The sequence below is a fragment of the Pseudomonas sp. SD17-1 genome, assembly GCF_029201585.1.
GTDB lineage: Bacteria > Pseudomonadota > Gammaproteobacteria > Pseudomonadales > Pseudomonadaceae > Aquipseudomonas > Aquipseudomonas palmensis.
On record NZ_CP104044.1, the window covers coordinates 2,195,257 to 2,218,632 of the forward strand.

The 23,376-nt window shown below is 66.7% G+C and carries 22 protein-coding genes; 5 read left to right on the plus strand and 17 right to left on the minus strand.

Translation table 11 applies throughout. The features are described from left to right. Window positions 1–2 precede the first annotated feature (2 nt). The 7 genes from fusA to N0B28_RS09875 form a co-directional block, all read right to left on the minus strand. Window positions 3–2,108, minus strand: a complete 2,106-nt coding sequence (gene fusA, locus N0B28_RS09845; protein WP_078481078.1) for an elongation factor G — start codon at window positions 2,106–2,108, stop codon at window positions 3–5. 97 nt (window positions 2,109–2,205) lie between these two features. Continuing rightward, complete coding sequence (locus N0B28_RS09850) at window positions 2,206–2,595, minus strand: tautomerase family protein (protein ID WP_078481076.1); 390 nt, start codon at window positions 2,593–2,595, stop codon at window positions 2,206–2,208. Window positions 2,596–2,723: 128 nt separating this feature from the next. After that, the gene (locus tag N0B28_RS09855) at window positions 2,724–3,122 is read right to left on the minus strand and encodes an ACT domain-containing protein (RefSeq protein WP_210015095.1); all 399 of its coding nucleotides are present in this window, start codon (window positions 3,120–3,122) and stop codon (window positions 2,724–2,726) included. 100 nt (window positions 3,123–3,222) lie between these two features. Continuing rightward, on the minus strand, window positions 3,223–4,386 hold the full coding sequence (locus tag N0B28_RS09860; RefSeq protein ID WP_123753230.1) for a Gfo/Idh/MocA family oxidoreductase: 1,164 nt from the start codon (window positions 4,384–4,386) through the stop codon (window positions 3,223–3,225). After that, window positions 4,383–4,838, minus strand: a complete 456-nt coding sequence (gene aroQ / locus N0B28_RS09865) for a type II 3-dehydroquinate dehydratase (RefSeq protein WP_043861097.1) — start codon at window positions 4,836–4,838, stop codon at window positions 4,383–4,385. The genes N0B28_RS09860 and aroQ overlap by 4 nt, the downstream gene beginning before the upstream one ends. Further along, the gene (locus N0B28_RS09870) at window positions 4,835–6,232 is read right to left on the minus strand and encodes an MFS transporter (RefSeq protein ID WP_275731610.1); all 1,398 of its coding nucleotides are present in this window, start codon (window positions 6,230–6,232) and stop codon (window positions 4,835–4,837) included. The genes aroQ and N0B28_RS09870 overlap by 4 nt, the downstream gene beginning before the upstream one ends. A 70-nt stretch (window positions 6,233–6,302) precedes the next feature. Continuing rightward, the gene (locus N0B28_RS09875; protein WP_054916496.1) at window positions 6,303–7,355 is read right to left on the minus strand and encodes a Gfo/Idh/MocA family oxidoreductase; all 1,053 of its coding nucleotides are present in this window, start codon (window positions 7,353–7,355) and stop codon (window positions 6,303–6,305) included. A 78-nt stretch (window positions 7,356–7,433) separates the two neighbouring features. Here N0B28_RS09875 and N0B28_RS09880 point away from each other — a divergent pair, with 78 nt between their 5' ends. After that, window positions 7,434–8,387, plus strand: coding sequence for a LysR family transcriptional regulator (locus N0B28_RS09880; protein WP_043861094.1), 954 nt, complete (start codon window positions 7,434–7,436; stop codon window positions 8,385–8,387). A gap of 58 nt (window positions 8,388–8,445) precedes the next feature. Here the strand turns inward: N0B28_RS09880 and N0B28_RS09885 are convergent, their stop codons facing one another. Continuing rightward, complete coding sequence (locus N0B28_RS09885; protein WP_043861144.1) at window positions 8,446–9,093, minus strand: TIGR04211 family SH3 domain-containing protein; 648 nt, start codon at window positions 9,091–9,093, stop codon at window positions 8,446–8,448. Between the two features lie 218 nt (window positions 9,094–9,311). On the opposite strand from N0B28_RS09885, the gene N0B28_RS09890 reads away from it, so the two are divergent. Beyond that, on the plus strand, window positions 9,312–9,707 hold the full coding sequence (locus N0B28_RS09890) for a DUF4398 domain-containing protein (RefSeq protein WP_052504235.1): 396 nt from the start codon (window positions 9,312–9,314) through the stop codon (window positions 9,705–9,707). A gap of 11 nt (window positions 9,708–9,718) precedes the next feature. Beyond that, window positions 9,719–10,489 carry an OmpA family protein gene (locus N0B28_RS09895; protein ID WP_043861092.1) on the plus strand — a complete coding sequence of 257 codons (771 nt, stop codon included), beginning with the start codon at window positions 9,719–9,721 and terminating at the stop codon, window positions 10,487–10,489. A 3-nt stretch (window positions 10,490–10,492) separates the two neighbouring features. On the opposite strand, the gene N0B28_RS09900 is transcribed toward N0B28_RS09895, so the two are convergent. After that, entirely contained in the window at window positions 10,493–12,109 is a 1,617-nt protein-coding gene (locus N0B28_RS09900; RefSeq protein ID WP_100632490.1) for an inorganic phosphate transporter, read from the minus strand. Window positions 12,110–12,247: 138 nt separating this feature from the next. Here N0B28_RS09900 and N0B28_RS09905 point away from each other — a divergent pair, with 138 nt between their 5' ends. Continuing rightward, window positions 12,248–12,655, plus strand: coding sequence for a DUF488 family protein (locus N0B28_RS09905; protein WP_054916493.1), 408 nt, complete (start codon window positions 12,248–12,250; stop codon window positions 12,653–12,655). A gap of 121 nt (window positions 12,656–12,776) precedes the next feature. Next, window positions 12,777–13,208, plus strand: a complete 432-nt coding sequence (locus tag N0B28_RS09910; protein WP_054916520.1) for a GNAT family N-acetyltransferase — start codon at window positions 12,777–12,779, stop codon at window positions 13,206–13,208. On the opposite strand, the gene N0B28_RS09915 is transcribed toward N0B28_RS09910, so the two are convergent. From N0B28_RS09915 to N0B28_RS09950, 8 genes are read right to left on the minus strand one after another with little or no spacing between them, the layout of a single operon-like run. Beyond that, complete coding sequence (locus N0B28_RS09915; protein ID WP_255000040.1) at window positions 13,198–14,706, minus strand: right-handed parallel beta-helix repeat-containing protein; 1,509 nt, start codon at window positions 14,704–14,706, stop codon at window positions 13,198–13,200. The genes N0B28_RS09910 and N0B28_RS09915 overlap by 11 nt on opposite strands. Window positions 14,707–14,723: 17 nt before the next feature. Beyond that, the gene (locus N0B28_RS09920) at window positions 14,724–15,839 is read right to left on the minus strand and encodes a polysaccharide lyase (RefSeq protein ID WP_275731611.1); all 1,116 of its coding nucleotides are present in this window, start codon (window positions 15,837–15,839) and stop codon (window positions 14,724–14,726) included. After that, window positions 15,830–17,230, minus strand: coding sequence for an alginate biosynthesis protein AlgX (locus tag N0B28_RS09925; RefSeq protein ID WP_058540405.1), 1,401 nt, complete (start codon window positions 17,228–17,230; stop codon window positions 15,830–15,832). Before N0B28_RS09925 ends, N0B28_RS09920 begins: the two co-directional genes overlap by 10 nt. 38 nt (window positions 17,231–17,268) lie before the next feature. After that, the gene (locus N0B28_RS09930) at window positions 17,269–17,913 is read right to left on the minus strand and encodes an alginate O-acetyltransferase AlgF (protein ID WP_043860258.1); all 645 of its coding nucleotides are present in this window, start codon (window positions 17,911–17,913) and stop codon (window positions 17,269–17,271) included. 11 nt (window positions 17,914–17,924) lie between these two features. Further along, window positions 17,925–19,019 (minus strand): alginate O-acetyltransferase, encoded by a 1,095-nt coding sequence (locus N0B28_RS09935; RefSeq protein ID WP_043860259.1) that lies wholly within the window; start codon window positions 19,017–19,019, stop codon window positions 17,925–17,927. A 9-nt stretch (window positions 19,020–19,028) separates the two neighbouring features. Beyond that, complete coding sequence (locus N0B28_RS09940) at window positions 19,029–20,456, minus strand: MBOAT family O-acyltransferase (protein ID WP_275731613.1); 1,428 nt, start codon at window positions 20,454–20,456, stop codon at window positions 19,029–19,031. Between the two features lie 14 nt (window positions 20,457–20,470). Further along, window positions 20,471–21,925 (minus strand): alginate biosynthesis protein AlgE, encoded by a 1,455-nt coding sequence (locus tag N0B28_RS09945; protein ID WP_043860261.1) that lies wholly within the window; start codon window positions 21,923–21,925, stop codon window positions 20,471–20,473. Then, window positions 21,922–23,367, minus strand: coding sequence for a sel1 repeat family protein (locus N0B28_RS09950; RefSeq protein ID WP_052504205.1), 1,446 nt, complete (start codon window positions 23,365–23,367; stop codon window positions 21,922–21,924). Before N0B28_RS09950 ends, N0B28_RS09945 begins: the two co-directional genes overlap by 4 nt. Window positions 23,368–23,376: the final 9 nt, after the last annotated feature.

Here is a 23,376-nt window from a genome sequence, read left to right on the forward strand (position 1 = left end):
ACCTAGCCCTGCTTTTTGATGATGGCATCGGCCACGCTCGCCGGCGCCTCGGCATACTTGGTGAACTCCATGGTGTAGCTGGCGCGGCCCTGGGTCATCGAGCGCATCTGCGTCGAATAGCCGAACATCTCGCCCAGCGGCACATCGGCGCGGATCACCTTGCCGGCCGGGGTGTCTTCGCCTTCCTGGATCAGCCCGCGGCGCCGGCTGAGGTCGCCGAGGATGTCGCCCTGGTACTCCTCGGGGGTCACCACCTCGACCTTCATCACCGGCTCCAGCAGCACCGCGCCGCCTTTCTGCGCCAGTTGCTTGGTGGCCATCGACGCCGCCACCTTGAACGCCATCTCGTTGGAGTCGACGTCGTGGTACGAGCCGTCGAACACCGTGGCCTTCAGGCCGATCAGCGGGTAGCCGGCCAGCACGCCGTTCTTCATCTGCTCCTCGATGCCCTTCTGGATCGCCGGGATGTACTCGCGCGGTATCACGCCGCCGACCACCTCGTTGACGAACTCCAGGCCTTCCTTGCCTTCCTCGGCCGGGGCGAAGCGGATCCAGCAGTGCCCGTACTGGCCGCGCCCGCCAGACTGGCGCACGAACTTGCCTTCGATCTCGCAGGTGTTGCGGATCTTCTCGCGGTAGGCCACCTGCGGCTTGCCCACATTGGCCTCGACGCCGAATTCGCGGCGCATGCGGTCGACGATGATGTCCAGGTGCAACTCGCCCATGCCGGAGATGATCGTCTGCGCGGTTTCTTCATCGGTGCGCACGCGAAATGACGGGTCTTCCTGGGCCAGCTTGCTCAGGGCGATGCCCATCTTCTCCTGGTCGGCCTTGGTCCTGGGTTCCACGGCCACCGAGATCACCGGGTCGGGGAAGTCCATGCGTTCGAGGATGATCGGCTGGTTGATGTCGCACAGGGTGTCGCCGGTGGTCACGTCCTTCATGCCGATCAGTGCGGCAATGTCGCCGGCGCACACCGCCTTGATCTCGGCGCGCTGGTTGGCGTGCATCTGCACCATGCGGCCCACGCGCTCCTTCTTGCCCTTGACCGAGTTGAGTACCGCATCGCCCGAGTTCAGTACCCCGGAGTACACCCGGGCGAAGGTCAGGGTGCCGACAAAGGGGTCGGTGGCAATCTTGAAGGCCAGCGCCGAGAACGGCTCGCTGTCGTCGGCATGGCGCTCCAGGTGCCGGTCTTCATGATCCGGGTCGGTGCCGTTGATGGAGGGGATCTCGGACGGGGCGGGCAGGTAGTCGATCACCGCGTCGAGCATCAGCGGCACGCCCTTGTTCTTGAACGACGACCCGCAGATGGCCGGCACGATCTCGTTGTTGAGGGTGCGCTGGCGCAGCCCGGCCTTGATCTGCTCGTTGTCGAGTTCGGTGCCGTTGAGGTACAGCTCCATGAACTCGTCGTTGGCCTCGGCGGCGGCCTCGATCATGTGCGCACGCCACTCGGTGGCCAGCTCCAGCATGTCGGCCGGTATCGCCTCTTCGCGGTAGCTGGTGCCGTTGTCGGCCTCGTTCCAGTAGATGGCCTTCATCTTCACCAGGTCGATCTGGCCGATGAAGTGTTCCTCGGCGCCGATGGCCAGCTGGATCGGCACCGGGTGGTGGCCCAGGCGCTTGTCGATCTGTTTGACCACGCGCAGGAAGTCCGCGCCCTGGCGGTCCATCTTGTTGACGTAGGCCAGGCGCGGCACATGGTACTTGTTGGCCTGGCGCCACACCGTCTCGGACTGCGGCTCGACCCCGTCGGCGCCGCTGAACACCACCACAGCGCCATCGAGCACGCGCAGCGAGCGCTCCACCTCGATGGTGAAGTCGACGTGGCCGGGGGTATCGATGATGTTGAAGCGGAATTTCTCGGGGAACTGCTTGGTCGAGCCCTGCCAGAAGGCGGTGGTGGCGGCGGAGGTGATGGTGATGCCGCGCTCCTGTTCCTGGGCCATCCAGTCCATGGTCGCGGCGCCGTCGTGCACTTCGCCCATCTTGTGGTTGACCCCGGTGTAGAACAGGATGCGTTCGGTGGTGGTGGTCTTGCCCGCGTCGACGTGGGCGACAATGCCGATATTGCGGTACAGCTCGATGGGGGTGGTGCGCGCCATGGTCGTTCACCTGTGCAAAAGGCGGGCAGCCTGTGGCCCGGGTTCTTCCAGTTAAGCAGAAGAATGCACGGCTGCTGCTACCGGTCGGCGCGTGTGTTCAGACCTCCACGGTGTAGTTCAGGCCCAGCTCGTCGCCGGGCAGGCCGCGTATGCCCCAGTTTTCGCGGGGGGTCTCGAACAGGGTGATCTCGATGTCCTGGGCGCCGATGCCGGTGTGCTCGCCGATGCGCTGGAACAGTTGGCGGATCAGGTCTTTCCTTGCGGCGCTGGAGCGGCCTTCGAACAGGCTGATCTCGATGATCAGGTAGTGTTCGCTGCGGTCGTCGGGGTAGAGGAAGTCGGCGGGGTCCAGGGCCAGGTAGCGCTGGAAGCGTTTTTCCGGCGGGTACTGCAGGGCGCTCATCACCGCGCCATGGATGGCTTCGGCAAGGGCAGGGCGGTGCTGGTCGAGGGTGGTGCGCAATCCATAGATCTTGATCTGGGCCATGCTGACGTTCCGTGTAGGGCGGGGGGAGGTGCATCGTGGCCGATGGCCCTGGCGCCGGCAAGGCTGGCTGCTGCAGAGAACGCCGAACCTGTAGGAGCCGGCCTTGCCGGCGAAGGCCCCTGCTATCATCAGGCCCCCGCCGCCAACCCTTCCAGCACCGCCATCGCCCGCTGCGCATCGGCCTGCGCGACGAAGATATGGTCATGGTAGAACGCGGCCACCACGTTGCAGCTGATGCCGGCCTGGCCCAGCGCCGTGGCGAACGCCGCGGTCAGGCCCACCGCCTCCAGCGACGAATGCACCGTCAGGGTGATCCACGCGGCCTCGTAGCTGAAAGGCAGTTTCAGCGCCTCCGCCCGCCCACGCGACACGATCACCGTCAGCCCCTCCTGCTCGCGAAAACTGCCGATCACCTCGTCAGGCTGCAGCCCCGACCAGTCGGCCAGCGTGCAGAACACGTAGCTGCCTTCATTCAACTGCGGCCGCATGCTGCGCAACAGCGTGGCCAGACTTGTTTCACCCGACATGATCGTGCCCCTGCAAAAGAAATCGGCCGCCAGTCTGGCAGCCGATTGTTGATCAGCAAAATCAATTCTGCTGGGCCTGCATAAGTGCAGCTTCTGGCGTTCAGGCCTGCGTCCAGCGCCCATCCGCCGCATCCGAGCGCACGCAGGCATCAATGAAACGCATGCCGCGTACTCCATCCTCGGCCGTCGGGCACAGCAGCGACTGCGCGCTCGGCGCACGGTGCTCGCGGCGCGCCATGATCCGCTCGGCCGCCTCGCTGTAGATGTTGGCGAACGCCTCCAGCAGCCCCTCCGGCTGGCCCGCCTTGATTCGCGTCGACAACCTGGCCGACTCGCTCAGCCAGGCCTCGCCACGGCGCAGGATCTGGTGCGGCTGGTCCTGATGACGCAGCTCCAGCCGGTCGGGTTCCTCTTGATGCCAGTACAGCGATCCGGTGGAGCCGAACACGCGCAACTGCAGGCCATGCCGGTGCCCGGCCGCCACGAAGCTGGCCCACAGCATGCCGCGCGCGCCATTCTGCAGGCGCAGCTTCACGTGTGCGTTGTCGTCCGACTGGCGCCCCGGCACCAGGGTGCTCAGCTCGGCCGACACTTCGCTGACCTCCTGCCCGGTGACAAAACGCAGCAACTGGTGGGCATGCACGCCCACATCTGCCAGCACCGATGAGGCCCCGGCCTGGGCCGGATCGGTGCGCCAGGCCAGCGCCTTGACCCCTTGTTGCTCCAGCGGGTGGGTGCCGAAGGCGCTGGCGTGTTCCACCTGCACCAGGCGCACCTCGCCGATGGCGCCGCGCGCGATCAGCTCGCGGGCTTCGCGCACCAATGGGTAGCCACTGTAGTTGTGGGTCAGCAGGTGCAGCGCCGGGCCCTTGCGTGCGCGTTCAAGCAGTTGCTGCGCCTGGGCCAGGCTCGAGGCCAGCGGCTTGTCGCAGATCACGTCGATGCCCTGGTCGAGAAACGCCAGGCTGGCCGGCACGTGCACCGCGTTGGGCGCCATGATCGCCACCGCCTGCACGCCATCGGCGCGCGCGGCTTCGGCCACGGCCATGCGCTGGAAGTCCGGGTACACCCGCTCCGGCGCTACGCCGTAGGCCTGGGCAGCGGCGCGGTTGCGTGCCGGGTCGCGGGCGAAGACCCCGGCCACCAGTTCGAAGTGCCCGTCCAGTTGCGCGGCGTAGCGGTGGGTGGCGCCGATCGACGACTCCAGGCCGCCGCCGACAAAACCCAGGCGCAGGCGCTGGCTGGGGTTGGCTACGGTTTTCATTGCGCGGCTCCTTGCGCGGTGCGCTGCAGGTGGGCGAAGTGGTTGATGGCCAGCACGTAGCCATGGGTGCCGAACCCGGCCAGTACCGCCTGGGCCACCAGCGACACATAGGAGTGGTGGCGGAAGGCTTCACGCTTGTGCACGTTGGAAATGTGCACCTCGATCACCGGCACCTCGGCGGCGATCAGCGCGTCGTGGATCGCCACCGAGGTATGGGTCCAGGCACCGGGGTTGATCACGATGCCGGCCACGCGGCCACGGGCCTGGTGAATCCAGTCGATCATCTGGCCTTCGTGGTTGGTCTGGTGGAACTCGATGTCCAGGTCCAGGCGTTGGCCGGCGCTGTGGCACAGCGCCTGCACATCGGCCAGGGTTTCGCGGCCGTACACCTCGGGCTGGCGCAGGCCGAGCATGTTGAGGTTGGGGCCATTGAGCACGAGCAGGGTCTTCATTGGGCGGTTTCCGTAGCAGGGGTGGTGCGCAGGGCCTTGGCCCGCAGCGCGTCATACACGGGTTTGTCGAGGGCCACGGCGTCCGGCTTGCCGAGCTGGTCCAGGGGCGTGCGGTAGGTTTCCGGAGCGCTCCAGGCAGCCACGGCCGAAATGGCGGTGACCGCGCAGGTGATGGCGCCGATCAGCAGCGGCACGTTGTTCGAGCCGGGCGGGGCCACGGCGGTGAACAGCGCCGGAAGCAGGGCGGTGATCATGTAGCCGACGTTCTGCGCGATGGCCATGGCCGACACGCGGTAGTGGGTCTGGAACTGTTCGGGGAAGAAGCTGGGGAAGATCGCGTTGTAGCCCTGGTAGACCATGCCCCACATCAGCAGCGAGGCGCCGAACGCCAGCGGCAGGTTGTGCAGGCTGATGGCATACAGGTAGACGAACGACATCAGCCCGCTGCCCAGTGCGCTGCCGATGATCAGCGGGCGCCGGCCGATGCGGTCGGAGAGGTTGCCCACGAACGGGATCACCAGCACCGCGACGATGTTGCCCACCACCGGAATCCACAGGTACACGCTCTTGTCGAAGCCCACGCCATAGGCCGGCTGCACCGCGTAGGCGGCGCCGAAGATGGTGGTCACCACCGGGATCACGTTCATCAGCGACACGCCGAACACCACCAGCATGCCGCGCCAGCTGTAGGTGAAGGCATCGCGGATCGGCGAGCGCGCGGTCTGCTTGGCGGCCACCTTGAAGGCCTCGGGCTCCTTGACCTCGCGGCGAATGATGTAGGCGGCGATCAGCACCGCGGCGCTGAGCAGGAACGGGATGCGCCAGCCCCAGCTGTTGAAGGCGTCGCTGGGCATGAAGTACGCCAGCGGCAGGAACACCGCCGCTGCCATCACCTGGCCGGCCTGTACGCCCTGCAGGGTGAAGCTGGCAAAGAAGCCGCGGCGCCCGGGCGGTGCGTGTTCGAGAATCATCGAGCTGGCCCCGGCGATCTCGCCGGCCACCGCAAAGCCCTGCACCAGGCGCAGCACCACCAGCAGTGCCGGCGCCCAGTAGCCGATCTGCTCGAAGGTCGGCAGCAGGCCCACGGCCATGGTCGCGATGCCCATCAGAAACATGCACAGCAGCAACACGTTCTTGCGCCCGCGGGTGTCGCCCCAGTGGCCGAGCACGAAGGCCCCGACCGGGCGCGCCAGGTAGCCCACGCCATAGGTGGCCAGGGAGGCGAAGATGGCCAGCTTGGGGTCGGTGCTGGGGAAGAAGATCTGCGGGAAGATCAGCGCCGCGGCCTGGGCATAGATGAAGAAGTCGTAGTACTCCAGCGCAGAGCCCACCCAACCGCTGGCGGTGGCTTTGCGGGTTTGGCGCGCACTGTGCGCGGCGTCATGTGTGGCCATCGCAATTCTCCGTTTGTTGTTTTTATTGGGGGCACGCAGGCGTCCCGGCGCAGGGCCGGGGCACCGATGTTCAGAGGCTGTCGATCATTACCGTGTGGCCGCAGCGGGCGGCTTGGCCAATGGCGTCGATGACCTGCAGGTTGCGCAGGCCGTCGCGCACGCTCACCAGCGGCCGGGCCTGGCCACGGATCACCTGGCAAAAGTGCGCCAGCTGGCGGGCCAGCGGGTCGGCCTCGTCGAGGCTGGCGGTGGCGCACTGGAACGGCCGCCACCACGAGCGCTGTTCGTGGCGGGCGTAGTACTTGAGGCGCATGGTCGGTATCGACAGCGAGCCCTGGGTGCCGGCCAGTACGTAGCAGTCCTCGTCGGCGTAGCTGGGGTAGTCGAGGTTCTCGCGGGCGGTCTGCTCCCAGCTGCGCGCGCAGGCGGCGGTGTCGGAGAGCATGAAGGTGCCCAGCGCGCCGCTGGCAAAGCGCAGGCTGATGGCGATGCTGTCTTCCACGGCAAAGCCGCGGGTGGCGTTGGACGCCTGGGCCTGCACCGCGACGATCTCGCCGCACAGCGAACGCAGGTTGCCGATCTCGTGGATCAGGTTGATCAGCACCGGGCCACCGCCGGCTTCGCGGCGCCAGGGGGCGGCGTCGAAGTAGTCGTCGGGCTTGTAGAACAGCGCGCTGCCCATCACCGCCACCAGGTTGCCCAGTACCCCTTCGGCAATCACTTCGCGGGCCTTGTGCAGGATCGCACTGTGGGCGCGGTGGTGGCCCACCAGCAGGCGTGCATCACGCTGCTCGGCGATGGCCAGCAGGCGCTTGCCGTCTTCCAGGGTATGCGCCACCGGCTTTTCGATCAGTGCCGGTATGCCGTGCTCCACGCAGGCCAGTGCGCCGTCGACATGCAGGTGGTTGGGCGTGGCCAGGATCACCCCGTCCGGGCGCTGCGCGCCGAACAGTTCGGCCAGCCCCGGGTACAACGGTACGCCGCAGGCGTTGGCCAGTTCGGCGGCGGCGGGCGAGGGGTCGACGATGGCGGCCAGCTGGCACTCGGCGCTGGCCTGGATCAGTTCGATATGGCGGCGGCCGATCAGGCCGGCCCCGGCCACGGCAAGGCGTAATGCAGTCATGGTTCTCACTTTCTTGTTCTGGGTCGAAGCGCGTTTGTGAGAGGCTAATAAAAAAGCGCCAGGAGATAATCGGGCCAGATGAAGAATCAGAATGCGCTGATAGCGAATAATGAGCCGTTGCTGCGTGACCTTCAGTTGTTCTGCGAGGTGGCGCGGCGCTCCAGCTTCATCGCGGCAGCCACCGAGACTGGCCTGTCGCCGGCGCATGTGAGCAAGCGCATCGCCACCCTGGAGACGATGCTCGGGGTCAAGCTGTTCAACCGCACCACGCGGCGGGTCAACATCACCAGCGATGGCGAGGCGACGTTCGTGTGGGCGCAGAAGATCCTCGAGGACGTGGGCGCGATGTTCGATGCGTTGTCCGGCGGGCAGCGCGAGCCGCAAGGCACCTTGCGCGTGTGCACCAGCCTGCGCCTGGGGCGCGAGCACGTGGCGCCGATCCTGTCGCTGCTGCGGCGCCAGTACCCGGCGCTGGAGGTGTGGGTGGAGCTGCTGGACCGGCGCGTGGACCTGATTGCCGACAACTTCGATATCGATGTGCGGGTGGGCGAGGTGCAGGAAAAACACCTGATCGCGCACCGCATCGCCAGCAGCTCGCGGGTGCTGGCGGCCGCCCCGGACTACCTGGCGCGGCGCGGCCAGCCGCGGGTGCCGGCCGACCTGGCGCAGCATGACTGCCTGCTGTTTCGCAGCCGCGACGACCGTTTCGGGGTATGGCGCCTGGTGGGGCCCAATGGCGCCGAGACGGTGAAGGTGACCGGGCCGATGGCCTCCAACCACAGCGACATCGTGCGCCAGTGGGCCCATGACGGGCACGGCATCATCATGGCATCGCGCTGGGACGTGGCGGCCAGCCTGACCAGCGGGGCGCTGGTGCAGGTGCTGCCGGGGTATCACCAGCCGGCGGACATCTGGGCGGTGACGGCGGTGCGCTCGTCAAGTTCGGCCAAGGTGCGCAGTTGCGTGGCGTTTCTGCGTGAGCAACTGGCGCAGGGGCCCTATGCGCTGGCTGGGGGAAGGGCGGGGCAATAGTGGGGCGGCCTTCGCCAGCAAGGCTGGCGCCTGCACCCTGCGGGCGAAGGCCGGGGCCTCAGAACCAGCGGTCGCTGCGCTTGCGCCCGCGGCTGAGCATCGGCAGGATCAGCCCCGCCAGCAAGCCGGCCCCGGCAATGCCGCCGCCGTACACCATGTAGCGCATCAGCACCTGCTTGTTCTCGTCGCCCAGCTGCGCCTGGGTAGCGCGCAGTTGCGATTGCGCATCGCCCAGCTCGGCATTGAGCGCGGTGCTGCGCGCCTCCAGTTCGTCGATCAGCGCCTTGCGTGAATCCAGTGTCTCCTGCATGCCCTGCACCCGGGTCTTCCAGCTGTCGTCGATGGTCTTGAGCTGCTCGCTCAACTGGGTCACCTGTTCGCTCAGTTGCGGCACGCGCTCGGCCTGGCCGGGCACCGTCTGCAGGTCGCTGCTGTTGATCCACACGGTATCGCCCGACTCGCCACGTACCTGGCTGTAGTTGCCCTGGCTGGTCAGCAGGGTGACCTTCTGGCCGGATTTGAGGTTGCCGACGATCCGGTGCCCGTCGGTAGGGCCGCTGCGCACGTAGGTGCTGAGGCTGTCGCTGACCCAGCGTTCATTGCCGCTGCCTTCCTCGGCGTGGGCCGGGCCACACAGGATGACCAGGCTGCCGAGCAGGCCGGGGATAAGAGAGCGCCGTGCGCGAAGCTGAAAAGATGGGGGCATGGTGATCTTCTTGAAAACGGAAAAAATGAAACCCACAGACCATTTTTTGCCCGTCAGGTTCACTGCGCACTGACGAAGGGCAGGCACGAATCGTGGCAATGCCGGAGAAGTTTCCTACCTGACAGCAGGATGCCCCCTGATAGGGGCGGGGCATGACCGGGAATAGTCTTACGCGGCTTGAACAACGGTCTGTCTTTCTCATGTTATGGAGTCTTTCAATGGTTGCTAAACGCACCACGAACTACCTGGCCGCCAGCAGCCTGCTGATGGTGCTGGCCGGTTGTGCCGGCGTGCCCGTGCCCACCGAGCAGGTCGAACTGACCCGCAACGCGGTCAGCCGCGCCGTGACCGCCGACGCCACCCAGTACGCGCCAGCCGAAATGAAGGCCGCCCAGGACAAGCTGTACGCCGTCGAGCGCGCCCTGGGCGAACGGAACCTTGTCGCGGCCCGCACCCTGGCCGAGCAGGCCGAGGCCGATGCCAACCTGGCCGAGCGCAAGGCGCGTGCCGCCAAGGCCCAGCAGCAACTGCGCAGCGCGCAGCAGGGCATTGAAGTGCTGAAGCAGGAAATGCTCCAGTCGCCCGACGCCATCACCCCCACGATCACGCCGTAAGGATGCCCGTCATGTCCGTCAAATACCTGTTGCCTGCCGTTTCCGTGATGGGCCTGTTGCTCGCCGGTTGCAGCACTACCGCCGAAAACCCTGGCCTGCTGCAAGCCCGCGAGCACTTCAGCGTGCTGCAGAGCAAGCCGGAGTCCAGCCGCCTGGCGGCACTGGAAACCAAGGATGCGTTCAATGCCCTGGGCAAGGCCGAGCTGGCTTCGATCAAGGACCGCAAGGCCCCGCAGATCGAGCAGCTGGCCTATCTGGCCAACCAGAAGATCGCCGTCGCCGAGCAGACCATTGCCCTGCGCCAGGCCGAAGCCGGCCTGCAGGGCATCGAGGCGCAGCGCACCCAGGCCCGCCTGGACGTGCGTACCGCGCAGCTCAAGGCCCTGCAGCAGCTCAAGGCCAAGCAGACCGAGCGTGGCACCGTGGTGACCTTCGGCGATGTACTGTTCGACACCGGGCGTGCCGAGCTCAAGGCTGGCAGCCAGCGCAACATCGACCAGCTGGCCGAGTACCTGCGTGCCAACCCGGAGCGCAAGGTACGGGTCGAGGGCTTCACCGACTCGACCGGCAGCGACAGCCTCAACCAGCAGCTGTCAGAGCGTCGCGCAGCGGCTGTGACCAACGCCCTGCGCCGCAACGGGGTGGATGCCGGGCGCATCATCAGTGCCGGCTATGGCAAGGAGTACCCGGTGGCCTCCAACGCCGACGCGCAGTCGCGTCAGCTCAACCGCCGCGTCGAAGTGATCATCTCCCACGGCAATGCTGCCGTCGGCCAGCGCTGAGGCCTACAGCAGCCGGGTCAGCAGCCAGTACAGCCCGCCCGACAGCATGATCGCTGCGGGCAGGGTCAGTACCCAGGCCATCGCCAGGTTGGCGATGGTGCGCAACTGCAGGCCCGAACCGTTGGCCACCATGGTGCCGGCCACCCCGGACGACAGTACGTGGGTGGTCGACACCGGCAGCCCGTACATGTCCGCCGCACCGATGGTGCACATCGCCACCAGCTCCGCCGAAGCCCCCTGGGCGTAGGTGAGGTGGGTCTTGCCGATCTTTTCGCCCACCGTGACCACGATGCGCCGCCAGCCGACCATCGTGCCCAGCCCAAGGGCAATCGCCACCGCCACCTTGACCCACAACGGAATGAACCGGGTGGCGTCGTCGATGCGGCTCTTGAACAGCTGCACCTGCGCGGTGGCGGCCGCGTCGAGCCCGCCGTGCTGGTGCTTTTGCATCAGGCGGATGGCTTCGCTGGTCAGGTACATGTCGTTGCGCACGTTGGCCATGGCCTCGGCCGGTACGTGGGTCAGCGAGCCGTAGCCTGCGACTTCCTCGCCGATCAGGCCGGCCAGTGCCGCCAGGGCCGGTACCAGCTCGGGGCTCGGTTGCCGCTCGCGCAGGTACAGGGTGAGGGTGGCGCGCGGGTCGCCGACATGGGGCTGCGCCGACTGGCCGAGCAACTGCTGCTGGGTGGCCTGGGCCACGGCGGCAAACTGCAGCGACTGGTCGGCCGGCATGGTGCGGTTCAGCGCGTAGGCCATCGGCAGGGTACCCACCAGAATCAGCATGATCAGGCCCATGCCCTTCTGCCCGTCGTTGGAGCCGTGGGCGAACGACACCCCGGTGCAGGTGGCGATCAGCAGGCCGCGAATCCACCAGGGCGGCGGGGCGTCGCCGACCGGCGCCTGGTACAGCTCGCGGCGCTTGACCAGCATGCGCAGGCCCACCAGCAGCAGCGCCGCGCAGGCAAAGCCCACCAGGGGCGAGAACAGCAGCGCGTAGCCCACCTTGCTGGCCTGGGTCCAGTCCACGCCGCTGGTGCCGTCGCGCCCGTTCATCAGCGCATTGGCCACGCCCACGCCGATGATCGAGCCGATCAGGGTGTGCGAGGAGGAGGCCGGCAGCCCCAGCCACCAGGTGCCCAGGTTCCAGATGATCGCGGCCAGCAGCAGGGCGAAGACCATGGCAAAGCCGGTGGCCGAACCCACCTGCAGGATCAGCTCCACCGGCAGCAGGGCAATGATGCCGAAGGCCACCGCGCCGCTGGACAGCAGCACCCCGATGAAATTCCAGCACCCCGACCACACCACGGCGAACTGCGCCGGCAGCGAGTTGGTGTAGATCACGGTGGCCACGGCGTTGGCGGTGTCGTGGAAACCGTTGACGAATTCGAAACCCAGGGCAATCAGCAGTGCCAGGCCCAGTAGCAGGAAGGGCGTCCAGGTGGTGACCACGGTACCGGCGGCATCGATGTCGCGGAACAGGCTCCAGGCGGTGTACACCAGGCCCCCCAGCAACAGGCAGACGAACAGGGTGACGGAGGCGCGGCCGGGGCGGGTGGCCAGTTGTGCAAGGGAGGGGCGGCCACCCGCGGAGTCAAGGGTGGTGCTGATCGGGGTTGTCATTAGACGGGTCCGGTAGGGTGGAAGTCGTGCCTGGCGCATCAAGGATAAAAACCCTGAGTGATGGCATAGTGACTTCGATCAACAAAAACGCGGGTTGCCCAGCTACGCTTGTACCCAGGCAGTGGGAGGAACGTGCCGATGATTCAGTGCAAACGGGCCTATGAGGCGCCTGCGCCGCAGGATGGCGAGCGGGTGCTGGTGGATCGGATGTGGCCGCGCAACCGGCGCAAGGATCAGTTGCACCTGAGTGCCTGGCTACCGGAGGTGGCGCCGTCGTCGGCGTTGCGCCAGGCCTTTCACCGCGGTGAGGTGGACTACGACGGGTTCTGCCAGCGGTATCGCCAGGAGCTGGCCGACCGGCCGCAGCATTGGTGGGGGCTGCTGGACAAGGCCCGTGGCGGCACCCTGACCCTGGTGTACGCGTTCAAGGATGAACAGCACAACAATGCGCGGGTGCTGGCCCAGTGGCTGGAGGATGAGCTGGATCGCCAGGGGCCCGGGAGTTCGCCGGTTTGCTATGCCGATGAGCTGGGGCCTAAAGTGTGACTCTCTGAATCTGCGTTACGGCCATCGCGGGTCAAGCCCGCTCCCACAAGGCCCCGCCTTACCTGTGGCAGCGGGCTTGACCTGCGATGGCCGCGCCGAAAATCCCCTGACGGGCACCCAAATGACCCCAACCCTGACCCCCGCCACCGACCTGCACCGAACCTTCGCCCGCGACCTCACGCGCCGCGCCATGCTGGCGTACTACCGCGAATTCGATCTGCTCTGGCTGGAGGAAGCCTTCGACCAGGCCTGGGGCTGGCGCGAGCAATGGCTGATTGTCGACGCCGGACAGCCCCTGGGCTTCTGCAGCCTCAGCCAGGACAGCCGTGCGCTGTACATCCGCGAACTGCACCTGGTCGAGGCCGCCCGCGGCAAGGGTATCGGTGGCTGGGTGCTGGAGCAACTGGCCGAATGGGCCGGCAGGCGCCATCTGCCGCTGCTGCGCCTGACCGTGTTCAAGAGCAATCCGGCCCAGGCCCTGTACCTGCGCCACGGCTTCGTCGCGCAGGGTGAGGACGAATGCTTCGTGCGCATGCAGCGGGTTATCGGCTAGCACTCTGCACGCAGGTCAGCCCCGGCTGCGGGGTACCGGCGGCCACCCGGCGTACCTGCACCACGCAGCCCTGGCGCACGGTGGCGTCGAGCAAGGGGCCCTGCACCGGCAGCAGGTCGCCGATCAGCAGGTTCTGCAGCAATGGCTTGCCCTCGAAACGGTTGCTGCCCAGCAGCACCTGGTCCATGCCTTCCACCCGAACCACCGCCTTGCCCACCCGGCCCAGGGTGTTGCCGCCCAGAATCAGCGGCCCGGCCAGCGGCTGGGTGTTGCGCAGGCTGATGGCGTACTCGGGGGTGTTGCCGATGTGGTTTTCCAGCATGACCGCGCCAGCCACGTCGCTGGCGTCCACCGCGCTGCCCTGGCTGTTGCCGATGAAGTTGCCTTCGATCAGCACCGGCATCTCGCCCTTGAGGTTGCGCAGCAGCACGCCGTTGCCGCGGCTGGCGCCGATGCGGTTGCCGCTCAGCAGCAGGGCGCCTTGCTGGTCGCTGACCTCGATGGCGGCCTTGTGCGTGCCCAGGATCAGGTTGTCGTCGAGCCAGGCGCGGGTCTGCCCGCGCAGGCGGATGCCGCTGTTGTTGTCGACCCCGCGAATCTGGTTGTGCGCCATGCGCATCTGGCTGTCGCGCACGTCCACGCCATACTGCTGGGCACTTTCGAAGCGGCTGCCCTCGATCACCCCACGGCTGTGCTGCAGCTCCACCGCCGACAGCTCGCTGAACTGGCTGTCGCGTATCAGCACGCTGGCCGGCCGGGTGGCCGGCGATTGCTGGCTGCTCAGGGCAGTGGTCAGGCCCCGCGACAGGTTGGCGTTGTAGCCCAGGCGGTTGAGGGTGGCGCCGATCAGCTGGGTATGGCTGCCGGCCCAGGCCACCACGAACGGACGCCAGGCGCGCTCGGTGTTGCCGGCCTTGTCGCCGGCCACGCTTTCCAGGCGCGACTGGTTCAGGCCCAGCCAGCCCTGGTTGATCAGGGCCGTGCCCGAATAGCTGTAGAGGTACAGGCTGGTGCCCTCCAGCACCAGCCCGCCATCGGCGGCGATCATCAGCGGGTAGCTGAGCAGATAGCCGTCCTTGTAGCGCTTGAGTACCTGCGGGTTGTTCAGGGTGTCGGCCAACTGCGCCAGGGTGATGCTGCCACCCTGGATCAACACCGCCTGCGGGTGGTGCGCCTGGTAGCCGGCCACGGCGCGGAACAGGCCGTTGTTGACGAACGGCTCGAACGGCCAGCTGCCGCCCTGGGCCGAGAACATCGGTTGCAGGCTGACAGTGGCACGCCCGCCGGGGCGCGGGCGTTCCTGCAGGGTGAAGCTCACCGCTTCGCGGGTGCTGGCCTGCACCTGTTGCACCTGCGCCTGGTAGTCGTTGGGGCTGACCACGCGCAGTGCCTGCTGCATCGGCAGGCCCTGGGGGGCGGCGTGGGCCACGCCGGCGAGGCCGGCCAGCAGCAGGCCGGCCAGTCGGGTAAAGCGGAAAATGCGGGCAGGCTGGGCCATGGCGATTCGTCCTTGGGTTACGGCAAAGGGGGGTAGAAGGGCTTGAGCGGGCCGCCGATCTGACTGTAGTTGTCGACGTTGCCGTCCTCGCTTTTGTACAGCTGGCGGGCCAGGCGGTTGTTGGGCGCGCGGTACAGGAACGGGATCAGCCAGGCCAGCTTGTAGGGGGCTACCTCGGTCTGGGCCTGGCCCATCAGTTCGGGCAGCGGGCCGGGGTCGAGCACCGTGCGTGCGGCGAAGTTGCCCAGCAGCTCCAGGGTCTGCTGGTCGTGTTCGCTCCAGGGCAGGCCATTGGCCCGCGCCGACTCGGCCAGCAGCACCAGCGGCACCAGCGCGTACTGGCTGTAGGTGGCGGCAAGCCGGGCCCGCGCCACTTCCAGCGGCAGGTAGGCATAGCTGCCGTCCCCGCTGCGCACCGCCTGCTGCAGGCCGCGACGCAGATTGCCGTCGGCCCAGCGGATGAAGTCGTCGCGCTGCACCAGCATGCCGCTGGCGGCCACGGCCCAGGCGGCCCAGTAGTCGTGGTTGTTGAACCAGGTGAAGCTGGCGGCCTGGCGTGGCTGGTACTCGCGGATGATCAGTTCGCCGAGCTGTTCGAACCAGCGCGTCTGGGCCGGCGACAGCTGCACCTTGCCGTTGCTGGCGGCCTGGGTCAGCAGCAGCGTCGAGGCCATGGCCGCCACCGCCCACTTGCGCGCCGCCATGCCGGTGCTGCTGGCATCCGGGTTGAGCAGGGCACCGGCCTGCGCCCAGTGCTCCAGCCACTGGTCCTGGCAGGCCAGGGCCATGTTGGCCTGTTGCGGGGTCTTGGCGCGCTGGAAACGCTTGCTGGCGAAGATCAGCCCGGCGATGAACTGCTTGACCTGCTTGCTCGCCGCCTCGGTGTCGGCATCGGGGCGGCTGCGCAGGGTCGACTTGCTGGCATCGCGCTGGTCGTACTTGCTCTGCATGCGCAGGCTGGCGGTGTACGGTGGCGGCGGCTGTTTGCTGCACTGCAGGGTGCGGTAGTCGGCGATCATCGCCGACTGGGCGGTGGCCCGCGCCGGCCAGATCGATTGCGCGGCCAGGCTGCTGCCCAGCTGCAACCCGGCGCACAGGCCCAGGGTGGCGACCAGCCAGGGCTTCAGAGGCATAGACGGGTTTCCACCTGGGTGGCGGCCTGGCTCGGCTTGGTCGGTTCGAGGAACACCGAGAGCAGGTTGGCCCCGGCGAACTCCTTGGCCTTGCTCAGCTCCAGGTAGTACTGGCCACCGCTGACGGCCGCCTCGCGGCGAAACCACACCTTGTCGCGGGCACCGTTGTCGTAATACACGATCACGTAGAAGTCCTTGACGTTCTTGTCGCTGATGCGGATGTCCAGAAAGCCCTGGCCGCTGCCCAGTGCCTTGCGGCTTTCGCCGGCGTTGCTCAGCAGTTCGATGCGGTCGTTGACGCGCAGCGCCGGGCGCTGCAGGCGGTTGCCCAGCACCGGTGTGGAGGTGCTGCAACCGCCCTTGACCGCCGGAATCAGCTGGCGGTACATCTGGTCGGACTCCAGCTGGTAGTTGGCCGGCAGCTCCCAGATGATCAGTCTGGGCGGTGCGTCGGGCTTGTAGTTCTCGGAAAGCAGGTATTCGAGCAGCGAGCCGTCCTGGCCAACGCCGGGCAGGGCGTAGTTGAGGATGTCGACATCCAGGTACTGCTTGAGGTAGCCGTCGAAGTTGAACTGCTTGCTCTCGTCCTCACGGGCTGCGGCGTTACTGTCGCCCACCAGGATCACCTGCGGGTCGGGGGCTTCGTCGAACAGTGCGTCGGCATCGTCGGCCACCGGGATGGTCTGGTAGCCGCGCACATACTGGAAGCCGTAGTTGTTGCCGCAGATGCTGCTCATCGCCAGGTTCATGGTGCCGTCCTTGGGCACCATCACGCCGGGCTCGGTGCGGTAGTGCTTCTTGGTCAGGTCGGCATAGAACGGCTGGCGGCGCACCTCATCGGCCACCAGGCGTGCGGTGGCCTCGGCACCGCTGGGGGTCCAGTGGTGGTCGCGGCGAAAGAAGTACTCGCCCGCCGGCGGGGTGCGCACCAGTTGCATCAGGTCGGGCACCACCGCGCCGCCGCTGCGCAGCTGCTGCAGGTAGCTGGCCAGGTTGTTGCTGGCGCGCTCGAAGTCGAACCCGTGCAACTGCCCGGGGTAGAGCTTGTCGCGGTGCATCAGCCCACGGGTGGGCTGCACGGCCATGGCCACGTGGATACCCTGCTGGCGGAACGCGGCCATCAGGCGCGCGAACTCCGGGCGCATGGGCGCGGGGATGCCGAAGTCGTTGGTCAGGTCGACGGCCGAACGGAACAGCCAGCGGTCCTTGCCCGGGACGATCTCGCGCATCAGTTTCATCCGCCCTTCGGCGTATTTCTGCGGATCGCTCAGGGCCGGGCAGACCATGCACTCAAGGCTGGTGCAGCCGGTGCTGGGCGCCTCGGCGGCCTGGCCGGCCTGGCTGGCGGCAGCGAGTACGGCCATCAGGCCGAGGGAGGTAAGGATCTTCATGCGCGGTTCATCATCCTGTGTTCAAGGCCAGCCTGCGGTTACAGCGTGGGGTCGATGCTGTTGGCCACGCTGATGCTCTTGTAGCCATTGGCGGCGGGCAGCAGCACGTAGCTGTACGAGCGGCCTTTCTTGAGGAACAGGTCGTCGAACTGGGCGACGTTGCGCTGATCGACATAGGCGGCGAAGCCGATCTTGATTTCGTTGACCAGGCGGCTGCCGGTCTGGTCCTTGCCCAGCGGGTCGATGACCGAGGTCTTGCCGTCGGAGGTCTTGAGGGCGGCCTGCGCGGGGGTCAGGTTGTAGAAGGCGATCTGGGCCTTTTTCGGTTCGTTGACGTATTTGTCGGCGATCAGGGTCAGGCCCTTGCCGTCATACACCACGGTGCTGGCGGCGTTGGCCTTGAGCTGCGGCTCGATGGCCTGCTTGTCGACCGCGATCTTGTGGCTGCCGGCAGGGGTGAAGCGGTAGCCGCTGAGCTGGCCGGGGGCGACCTTCTGTGGGTTGACCTTGCCGCTCAGGGTCACGTCGATGCTGCGATCGCTCAGGTTGAGCACGCGCACGAAGGCCGAGTCGGCCGGGGCCACGGCGTCGTAGAGGTCGGCATTGCCGTCGTTGGCGAGGCTGGCGGTGCTGACCAGCAGCAGGGCGGTGGCGGCGAGCAGTTGGCGTGGCGAACGGGTCATGGTGTATCTCCTTAGAAGTGTTGGGTCTGGTTCATCTGACGCTGGCCGCTGACCCGATGGGCCAGCAGGGTGCGCAGCGGGAATTCCCAGACCACGGTGTCGATGTCAGGGTTGCCCAGCTCATCGCTGGCCAGAAACTGGTTCATTGCCTCGAACGGCCCGCGGGCCTCCACGGCAATGCTCAGCAGGTCACGGTTGAGGGCTTCCTTGAGAAAACCGACGAAGTTCCAGTCGTCGATCTTGCTGTAGCTGGTACCTACCAGCAGCAGGCTTTGGGCCTGGTCGGCGAACAGCTCATCGCTGCTCTGTTCGGCCTTCAGGGTTTCGTACACGGCGATCTGGTTGGCGCCAAAGTCCGGCATCAGCCGGCTCTGGTCGAACTGGATGTAGTTCATCAGGTCGCCCTTGACGGTCTTTTGCGCGACCTGGTGCGACACATAGCGCTCCTGGCCCAGCAGCTCCGGGTGCTGGCGCGCCAGTTCGAAGGCGGCCAGGCGTGCGCCATCGGGGCTCCAGTGGGTGTCGGACTTGAGAAACAGCGGCGGGCCGCCGAGGTTGTCCAGAAACGCCGAGCGCAGCGGCGTCACCGTGACGTTGCGTGCCTGCAGCTGCGCCACGAAGCGGTCGTACAGGCTGATGGCGCGCGGATCGAACGGGTGCTCGGCATGCGCGGCATAGATGTCCAGCTTCATCGGCAACGGCAGCAGCACCAGGCGCTTGCCGTGCTGCGCCAGTTGCGCCTGCACGGCGTCGATCTGTGCCAGCTGGCCTTGCAGGTTGGCCTCCAGATCATTGGGCACACGGTATTCCTGGGAGGTATAGAGCCAGCCGTCCTTGCCCAGTACCACGCCCTTGGTGCCCTCCCTGAACAGCAGGTACTGCGCGTCGGCCCACAGCTGCACCGAGGGCTCACGCAGGAAGAAGCGCTTGTCGTAGGCCTGCTCGAACTTGCGCAGCAGCTTGCCGTCGACGAACAGGTTCCAGGCGTCACTCTGGTTTTTCGCGAAACTGAAAACCGGTGGCAGGGAGTAGACGAACATCCCCGCCAGCACCAGGCAGAACAGAATGCCGTTGACCTTGCTTGCCGAGTTCATCACCGGGTACATGACAGTCTCCTAGAACTGGAAGTAGAGGAAGGGGGAGAACGAGTGCGCAGCCAGGCTGCTCAGCGCCAGCGCGAAGCCGGCCCACAGCAGCACGGCCTTGAGCCCGCCGACATGGGCCATGAAGAAGTGCTGCTTGTTGCCGGCGTAGTAGCGCACGTTGTTGCTACCGGCCAGGATCAGCCAGCACAGCGCCACCGCCACGAACGACATGGCCATCTTCGAGGCGCCCAGCACGTAGAGCTCCAGCGAGCCCAGGCCGTTGAAGCCGAACAGCGCCTGGTAGATGTCCAGGCTGTGGCGCAGGTCGTTGGTGAAGAACAGCGGCATGCTCAGGATGATCAGCAACCCGGTGCGCAGGTTGCGCCCCAGGCGGTAGGGCGTGGTGACCTTGGTGGCCAGGTTGAACTTGCGCTCGATCACCATGCCCAGGCCGAAGAACAGCCCCCAGCAGATGAAGGCGAAGCTTGCGCCGTGCCACAGCCCCGACAGCAGCATGGTGTACACCAGCGCCGGCATGGCCCCGGCGATGCGCTTGCGCACCAGCGGCATGTACACGTAGTCGCGCAGAAAGTGCGCCAGGGTCATGTGCCAGCGGCTCCAGAACTCGGTGATGCTCTGCGAGACGTAGGGCTGGTTGAAGTTCTCCGGGAAGCGAAAGCCCATCATCAGCGCCAGGCCCAGGGCCATGTGGCTGTAGCCGGCGAAGTCGAAGTACAGCTGCAGGGTCGACACCACCAGGCCGAACCAGGCATCGCTCAGCTGCAGGCTGCCCTCGCTGATGAACAGCACGTTGATCGGCGCCAGCTGGTCGGCGATCAGCACCTTCATGATGAAACCGAGCATGAACCGGCATACCCCCAGCGAGAACATCTCCAGCGAGTGGGTACGCTGGCGCAGCTGCGGGGCCAGTTGGCTGTAGCGCAGGATCGGGCCGGCCACCAGGTGCGGGAACAGCGCGACGAATGCGGCGAAGTCGATGAAGTTGTTGGTGGGCGTGGCGTCCTTGCGGTAGATGTCGACGATATAGCTCAGGGCATGGAACACGTAGAACGAGATGCCCAGCGGCAGGAAGATCGTCTCCAGGGTGAAGGTGTTGATGCCCAGCGGCGCCAGCAGTGCGCCCAGCACCTCGGCGCCGAAGTTGGCGTACTTGAAATAGCCCAGGGTCGACAGGTTGCCGATGATGCCGATCCACAGCAGGCGGAACGCCCAGCGCTTGTCGTCGGCGTCCAGACGCGCCTTGATGCGCAGGCCGAACCAGTAGTTCCAGTAGGTGATGCCGACGAACAGCAGCAGGAAGTCCGGGCGCCACCAGGCATAGAAGATGTAGCTGGCGGCGACGATCACCGTGGAGCGCCACGGCGCACGCGCCAGGAAGTACACCGCCAGGAACAGCGGCAGGTAGAGGAACAGGAACACGTTTGAGGCGAAAATCATCGCGGGGCCCGCCCTTAGTAACTGATCACGACGCCGACCGTCAGCTGGTAGTCGTCACCGGTATCCAGCGCGTTGCCGGCATTGAGGTAGCTGGCGCTGACCAGGGTGTTGACGTCCAGGTGCTTGCCGTCGAGGGCGACCGGAAACATCTTCCAGTAGTAGTTGAGGTCGAGCATCTGCCCCACGTGCTTGCCGTTGCCGTTGCTGCCCTGGGCGATGGCCTGGTTGCGCGCGCTGCGCTGGTCGCCGTCGACGCGGATCGGCAGGGTGCCACTGGCATCGCGCAGCTTGAGTTCGGTGAGGCGAAAATCCAGGGCGCTGCGCGGCGTGGGCCGGGTTTCCACGGCAAAGCCGTAGTAGCTCAGGTTGCGCAGGTCGAGGCTGACGAACGAGCTGGCCAGGCGGGTGCTGTAGGAGCCCTGGCGGGTGATGCGGTCGGACTGGATGGTGTTGAGACGAAAGCCGTCGTTCTCGTTGCTCGGCTTGTCGGTCAGCCCGCCGCGCAAGGCCAGGCGCGGGGTCCAGGGCAGGTCGTCGAAGCGTTTGCCGATCTCGCCCAGCGCCGCCCAGCCGCTGGCGTTGTGGCCGGTGGTGGTCAGGCCGTTGCCGTCGGTGTTGTCGACCTTACCGTCGAGTGCGGCCAGTTCCAGGTGGTAGTCGCTGAACAGCGGGCTGACCTGCAGGTTGTCGGCCTTGAAGAACAGCCCGTAGCGCATGCCGGTGAAGTCGTAGCGGTCACGCGGGTCGTGCCCGCTGTGGTCGTCTTCGTACATCACGCGCGTGCCGGCCCAGTTGTTCTCGCTCCAGCGGTAGGCGTACTCGCCCATCAGGTAGGTGGTGCGTTCTTCGCTGTCGGCCAGGCGGTTGACGTCGCTGTTGTAGTTGTAGAACTTCTGCGCCACGGCGAAGAAGCCCTTGGCGAAGGTGTCCTTGTAGTCGAAACGCAGCGATTCGATGCTGTCGTCCCACCAGATGCCGTAGTCGTCGGCAAAGCGCTGGCGTCCGGCCGACAGCGAGAAGCGTGGGTCGTCGCCCAGCAGGTTGCGCTTGACGTACAGCTCGCGCAGCTCGGCGTACCAGCCTTCGGGCTGCTCGCGGTCGAAGGCGTTGGTGCTTTCGTTCTGGCTGTTGGCCGTCTGGCTGGAGTCGTAGTTGAGCCACAGGCGACCGTAGACCATCCACTTGGCCCAACGTTTTTCCGGCGAGTACCAGGCGAACGAGGGTTCGTAGCGCAGGCTGTAGAAGCTCTCGCGGCTGCGCCCCACCTGGGAGTCTTCGGGGCCGTAGCCGGTCTGCACGGTGAGCTTGTTGAAGAATTCGGAGGTGATCACCGGCGTGCTGGCGTCGGCGTCTACCCGCACCGGCTCGCTGCTGTCGGCCTCGGGGCCGGTGATTTCTTCGGCGGCGAACGCGGTGTACAGCGGCGCGAGCATGAGCAGGGCGCCAAACAGGGACGGATGCGCTTTCACAGGGTGGTCTCCTTGAGCAGGTCATTGCGTGCCGCCATGGCGCGCTCGATGTCAGCCGTTTTCAGGGTTTTGTCCAGGCGCTTGAGCAGCCCGCGGGCGCGGCGCTCGCCCAGGTCCAGGGCAAGGCGCGCGTAGGTGTAGGCCTTGACCGGGTCGTGGCAGATGGCGCGGCCGCTCGCGTAGATGGTGGCCATGCGGTACCAGGCGGCAGTGGCGCCGCGCTCGGCCTGTTCCTGATAGATCGCCAGGGCACGCTCCTGGTCGGGCTGGTCGAGGCCGCCCTTGCTGTACAGGTCGGCCAGCAGCAGGTGCGCGTCGCGAAAGTTGCTGGCGATCAGTTCGTCGATCAGCACCTGGGCCTTTTGCGGGTCCAGGGTCAGCCAGTTGGTGACCATGTACAGCGAGGCATTGAGCGCCTTGGCCCGGGTCGGGTCCTTGGCCTGCACCTGGGCAATCAGCGCCTGTACCTGGTCGGCGTTGTGCTCGGTGGGGTTGGAGATCATGAAGTTGGCCTTGGACACCAGCGCCGGCACGAAACCGCGCTGCGCGGCGTTGTCGAACCAGCGCTGGACCTCGGCCATGGCGGCCGCCCATTCATCGGCCAGGGCCTTTGCACGGGCCTGCTGTTCGGGGGTGGGCGCAGGCCTTGGGGCACCCATGGCGTTGCCCAGCTGCTCATCCTGTTCGGCTTGCTGGTCGGCACGCTGCACGGTGCTGATGGTGTCGAGCAACGAGCCGATACGGTGCACGATCTCCACCGGCAACTGCGCCATCCGGGGCTCCAGGGTGCGGGCGAAGGCGGGGAACGCGGTGTCCTGGCGCTCGCCGAGGAAGGCGTAGTAGCGGTCGACGCCACGCGGGTCGACGCGTACCGCCTGCTGGTACCAGTGCTCGGCAGCGGCGCGGTCGCCCTGGCGCTCGGCGACCACCGCGCGGTACAGCTCGGGGTGGCAGTCGAGCAGGCAGGACTGCTCGTACAGCGCCAGCAACTGCGCGGCCTCGGCGGTGGGCACCAGGTCCGGGTAGGTCAGGAACACTTCCAGCGTGGCATTGGTGTTGCGCGGGTCCAGGGTGGCCGGGTAGCGGGTCAGCGCCTGGGCCACCCAGGCGCGCTGCTGCTGGCGCAGGCCGGGGCTGCGGTCAAGCAGGCGGGCCAGCGAGGCCAGCGCCGGCACCAGGCCGCGCCCCTCGGCAAACGCTTCCTGGTACAGGCGGATCGCCTCCTGGCGGTTGGCGCTGTCGCTGCTGGCCAGCACATCGCCCAGCAACTGCTTGGACGCCAGGTCACCGCGCTCGGCGAGCACGCGCAAATCGGCGCTCACATCGGCTTGCGGGTCCTTGTACAGCGCGTAGCGGATCTGCTCCAGGCTTTGCCCGGCAAGGGCAGGGCCGGTGCAGGCGAGGGCGGTGAACAGCAGCCAGGCGGGCGTCATTGGTTTCATCTGGGGGCC